9 protein-coding genes are annotated in these 4275 nt (G+C 55.0%); all 9 read left to right on the plus strand.

Translation table 11 applies throughout. The features are described from left to right. Positions 1-254 (plus strand): hypothetical protein (locus tag QZV76_RS07165; protein WP_290599328.1); only part of this gene is annotated, 254 nt, incomplete at its 5' end. After that, entirely contained in the window at positions 235-522 is a 288-nt protein-coding gene (locus QZV76_RS07170) for a hypothetical protein (protein ID WP_290599329.1), read from the plus strand. The genes QZV76_RS07165 and QZV76_RS07170, both read left to right, overlap by 20 nt. Before the next feature lie 92 nt (positions 523-614). Beyond that, a complete protein-coding gene (locus tag QZV76_RS07175) occupies positions 615-1133 on the plus strand; it encodes a YqaJ viral recombinase family protein (protein ID WP_290599331.1) in 519 nt (172 codons plus the stop codon). A 23-nt stretch (positions 1134-1156) separates the two neighbouring features. Next, positions 1157-1561 carry a hypothetical protein gene (locus tag QZV76_RS07180; protein WP_290599332.1) on the plus strand — a complete coding sequence of 135 codons (405 nt, stop codon included), beginning with the start codon at positions 1157-1159 and terminating at the stop codon, positions 1559-1561. Between the two features lie 2 nt (positions 1562-1563). Next, positions 1564-2076 carry a hypothetical protein gene (locus tag QZV76_RS07185; protein ID WP_290599333.1) on the plus strand — a complete coding sequence of 171 codons (513 nt, stop codon included), beginning with the start codon at positions 1564-1566 and terminating at the stop codon, positions 2074-2076. After that, positions 2073-2438 carry a hypothetical protein gene (locus tag QZV76_RS07190; protein ID WP_290599334.1) on the plus strand — a complete coding sequence of 122 codons (366 nt, stop codon included), beginning with the start codon at positions 2073-2075 and terminating at the stop codon, positions 2436-2438. Before QZV76_RS07185 ends, QZV76_RS07190 begins: the two co-directional genes overlap by 4 nt. A gap of 20 nt (positions 2439-2458) precedes the next feature. After that, positions 2459-2713 carry an HNH endonuclease gene (locus QZV76_RS07515; protein WP_366664354.1) on the plus strand — a complete coding sequence of 85 codons (255 nt, stop codon included), beginning with the start codon at positions 2459-2461 and terminating at the stop codon, positions 2711-2713. Continuing rightward, positions 2710-3732 (plus strand): helix-turn-helix domain-containing protein, encoded by a 1023-nt coding sequence (locus QZV76_RS07195; protein ID WP_290599336.1) that lies wholly within the window; start codon positions 2710-2712, stop codon positions 3730-3732. Before QZV76_RS07515 ends, QZV76_RS07195 begins: the two co-directional genes overlap by 4 nt. Before the next feature lie 2 nt (positions 3733-3734). After that, the coding region (locus QZV76_RS07200; RefSeq protein WP_290599337.1) for a hypothetical protein at positions 3735-4275 on the plus strand (541 nt) is incomplete at its 3' end.

Genomic DNA, 4275 nt, shown 5'->3' on the forward strand with positions numbered 1-4275 from the left:
GCCCGCGTGTACGGCGACGCGCGTATCCACGGGGACGTCGAAGTCTGCGAGGGGGAATCATGACTGCTGCTGCTCTTAGCTTCCTCCTAGTCGTGGCTGTGGGAGGCATGGTGTGTGAGCTTGTTATGGCTGTTGGTGGCGTTGTGTGTGAGCTTGTTGACCTTACCCAGGGGGTTGTTGATCGCCTGGTGGCTACATGTGTCCTAGTGTCGGAATTAGGTGGTGTGAATCATTATGGATCCGTTTTGGCGTGATAAGGCGAAATGCGCCGGGATACTAGGTTTCGTCGAGGATCTTGAGAGAGTACCTAAAAAGTATCGAGCGAGGGCGGTTGAGGAGGCATGCCGGGACTGTCCTGTGATGCGGGAGTGCGCGCGGGATTGCTTCGCCTTGGGCGAGGACGGTGTTGTGCGTCTGCGAGATATGGGTGTTCCACGCGCTGGTGTGTGGGTGCCTGTTAATCCTCGCGCGGGGCTGAAGTCCTACCAGCTGTTGGCTAGGCGGGCTGGTGTCGATGCGTGATTATCCCCGCTGGGTGTGGGAGGACGACACCACTGAGACTGTCTCGATTATCGAGCCGTATGACTTTTACAAAGATTTGGAGCTTGAAAACAATGATTATTAAAGATTCTGACCGGGAGACCTGCCTGGATCGGTGGTTTGAGATTCGCCGTGGGGGGCTGACAGCGACGGAAGCCGGGGCTATCGCTGCTGGTAAGAGGACTATTGGCGGCGTGTGGGCAGATAAGAAGTCTGGTAAGAATGTTCCCTCTAATCCGTTTATGGAGTGGGGGAACATTATGGAGCCCCACATTCTGGACTGGCTCCGCATGGAGCTGGATAACACCACTATCGTTGCTAATTCTCATATCGTGGCGTGGGATGACGACCAGCGTTGTCTCGCCACCCCGGACGGTTTCACACATGGCGCTGTGGTGGAATGCAAGACCACAGGAGCGGACTGGAACAGTTTGGTAGCGGCTGATCCGCTGCGCGCTGAGGATTTCCGCAAGCTGGGGATTCTGCACTATTTCTACCAGTGCCAATGGCAGATGCTGGTTTGTGATGTGGATGAGTGTTTTTCGCGTGGAATGTCCGCGAGACTGCCCCGCTCGTTGACCAGAAGGGCTTGACGTTCAGTGTTGGGGGTGAGCCGGTGCGCGATCCTCGTTTAATCTTCATGCCAGGAGATTTTCACTGTGTTCTAGTCGAGTGCGACGAAGAGGCTATTGAGAAGCTGCTACAGGTGCGTGACGACTTCTTCGCCTATGAGGAGTCTGGAGAACCGGCTATCCCGTCTGAGGCTATCGACTTGATGCGGGAGTCTAACCGGCTGAAGGCGCGGGCGGAGATGCTGCGTAAGCGGGCGTTAGAGCTTGTGAAGCCGGTGCTCAATGCGGGTGATCGTGTGTCTGGCGAGTGGGGGAGTGTTTCGTGTTCTGAGCGGCGGGTAAGCCGTCTTGATGGTAAGGCGCTGGCCGCTGATCTTCCGGACGTTTTCGACAAGTATTCTTCCGAGTCCGTGTCTACTCAGATTCGTTTCACTTTGAAGGAGTCCTAGCCATGAAGTTTAATCCTGCTGATTATGCGACTGTTGATGAGCGTTTGCGTGCTGCCCGAAAGGATCATCCGGAGATGGTGGTGGAGACGGTTCTCGCTTCTGATACTGCTGTCCCGTCTTCTGATGCTCTTCGTTGGGTTTTCCGCTGTGACCTGTATAAGTCGGCGGAGGATCGTAAGGATGGGTTGCTGTGGTCGTCTGGTTGGGCTGCCGAGGTCGATGGGCTTGGTGGTCCTGTGAATAAGACTTCTGCCTGTGAGAATGCGGAGACTAGCGCTATTGGCCGGGCTTTGGCTAACGCTGGTTATTCGGGCGATAGGCGGGCTTCTCGTGAGGAGATGGAGAAGGTTAACCGCTATGAGGTGGCTGAGCGTGAGCTACTGAAGTCTATCGCTGAGGCGGCTGATAAGGACGCTTTGACCAAGCTGTGGAACTACGCGTCCGGTAATGGTTTGGCGCGGTCTGAGAGCGTTTCTGAGGCATTCAGGCAGCGTGGGGAGGAGCTCAAAGCATGAGTGATCTTGAGTACACGCCGGTGATGGTGGAGCAGCAGCTCCGTAGGCTTCTCAACAATCTTTCTGAGGTCACCAAGACTCAAGATGAGGCGTACGGGCGGTTCTTGGATGCTAAGCGTGCGCTAGATTTCGCTGAGGCCTCAGCGTTCGTTGAGACGGTCGGTAAAGGCTCTGTGAAGGATCGTGAGGCGCTGGTGGCGTTGGCTACTGTACACGATCGTGAGGCCTGCGATGTGGCCGACCGGGCGTATCGGTATGCGCGTTCTCGTCTGGAGATGCTGAAGATTCAGATTATGGGTGTGCAGACGATTGGTAAGTCGGTGTCAACCGCGTATGGGGCTGTGGGGGTGGTGGAGTCGTGAGTGCTGAGTTTACTCCGGAGGTGCGTGGCATTGTTTTGGAGCGGTGTCAGGCGCATTGTGAGCGGTGTGGTAGGCCTACTCCGTTTGGAGAGTTTCATCATCGGTTGCCGCGGAAGATGGGTGGTACGCGGCGTGGTATTGGAACTGTGAAAAATTGTTTGTATGTATGCACTTACTGTCATCACTATATACATTCCAACCCGAGTGAGGCTTACCTAAAAGGTTGGCTACTTCGGGACACGGAGGAGAACGTTAGGGAGGTGTGCGAAGAATGAGCGACATCGATACTCCAGACTTTAAGCCGTTCATCATCACCAGAATAGACGTTTTCCGTGACATTAAAGACCCCACTGCGATAGCGCTATACGGAGCTCTGCTTACCTATGCGAACAACGATAAAGTTTGCCATCCTTCGCTGTCTGTTCTGTCGAAAGACATCGGTCTGAGCGATAAGAACTTGAAGCCTATAAGGCGCGCTCTAACCATTCTTGAGGAGAAGGGGTATGTAAGGAAGTTCAAGCGTTGGAGGAATGATGAGGGTGAAACATCGAGGGAAAAGACAGATGTTTTCCGCATTCCTACGTCTAATGGGTATCACGTTTATACGGAGTTTAGGGGTGCACAATATGCCAACCACCCTAGTGCACATTATGCACCTACCCCTAGTGCACATTATGCACCACGAACTATATCCATTGAACTAGAACCAAATGAACTAGAGAAGTATCCCAGCATTTCTCCAAGTGCCGATTGTGCTCTCCCATCTGAGGGCGACCCGCAAGCGGGCACGCCGACACACGCAAACCACGGAACTCTCCAACCCGTCAATGAGAGCGACCCAAAGGGTCGCAAGCAAGGGCAGGGAAAGTCCTCCAAGCGTCAATTGGACGAAGAGTTCGAGAGGTTCTGGGCGCTGGTTGGTCGGAAGCGCGGCAAGCAACAAGCCAGGAAGAGCTTTGAGAAGCAACGACGCACCCATGACCTGGAGTTCATCTGCTCGCAGCTCATGAAAGCGCAGGCAGAGTGGATTCGTACGGGGCGTGAGCCGGAGTACTGGCCGCACCCATCAACGTGGCTTAATCAGCAGCTAGACGATGATTACGACACCACCTCAGTGCCCTCCCAACATGAGTTCTACGAGGCTCGGGTGCAGATGCTCCGAGAACAGCATGTTCGGGAGAAAGCGCAGCTCAACGCCGTTGCAGGTGATGCGTCTATGCCCGCCATCACCTCCACCTGCGTTGAAGATGATGACGAGGACGAGGACGACGATGACTGGGATTGGGGCGCGTAGTCATGAGTCTCTTTATCGCCGCTAAAAGTGCTGTTGAGAAGGGTAAACGCCTGCGTGGTCAGCGTCTCTACGATGCGGATGAGATGGTAGCGATCGCTGAAGCGTGGGAGGAAACGTTCCTTGGAGCTGGACTGGATGCGCAGACGGTCGAAGAGGCGGTGAAGCTTCTTGCCGAGTCGGGCGAGACTATCACTGCGAGTTCGATCATCAAGGCGTCTAAGTCGCTCCGACCTGCGGAAACGATGTCTGCGAGTCGTGATAGGGACGAGCAGGATCGCCGCTACTACCGGAGTGTGCTCCGGTGGGCTGAGCGCACGCATCGGTGCCCTCGTATGTGGCCGAATTGGTCTCCGTACATAGAGGATCACGCCCGCAAGCTGGGGGTTCTCCGCGAATGGGGCACTCCGCTGGTCGATTGGGAGACGGCTAACGCTTTCAAGGCGTGGGTGGCTCCATGGGACGTTGATTCTGACGATTGGGAGGGGGTTAATCGACGTTTTCGCGAAAAACTGGCTGAGAGCCAAAATAAGCAACCAAAAAATG

Source organism: Lawsonella sp. (genome assembly GCF_011525565.1).
Taxonomy (GTDB): Bacteria; Actinomycetota; Actinomycetes; order Mycobacteriales; family Mycobacteriaceae; genus Lawsonella; species Lawsonella clevelandensis_A.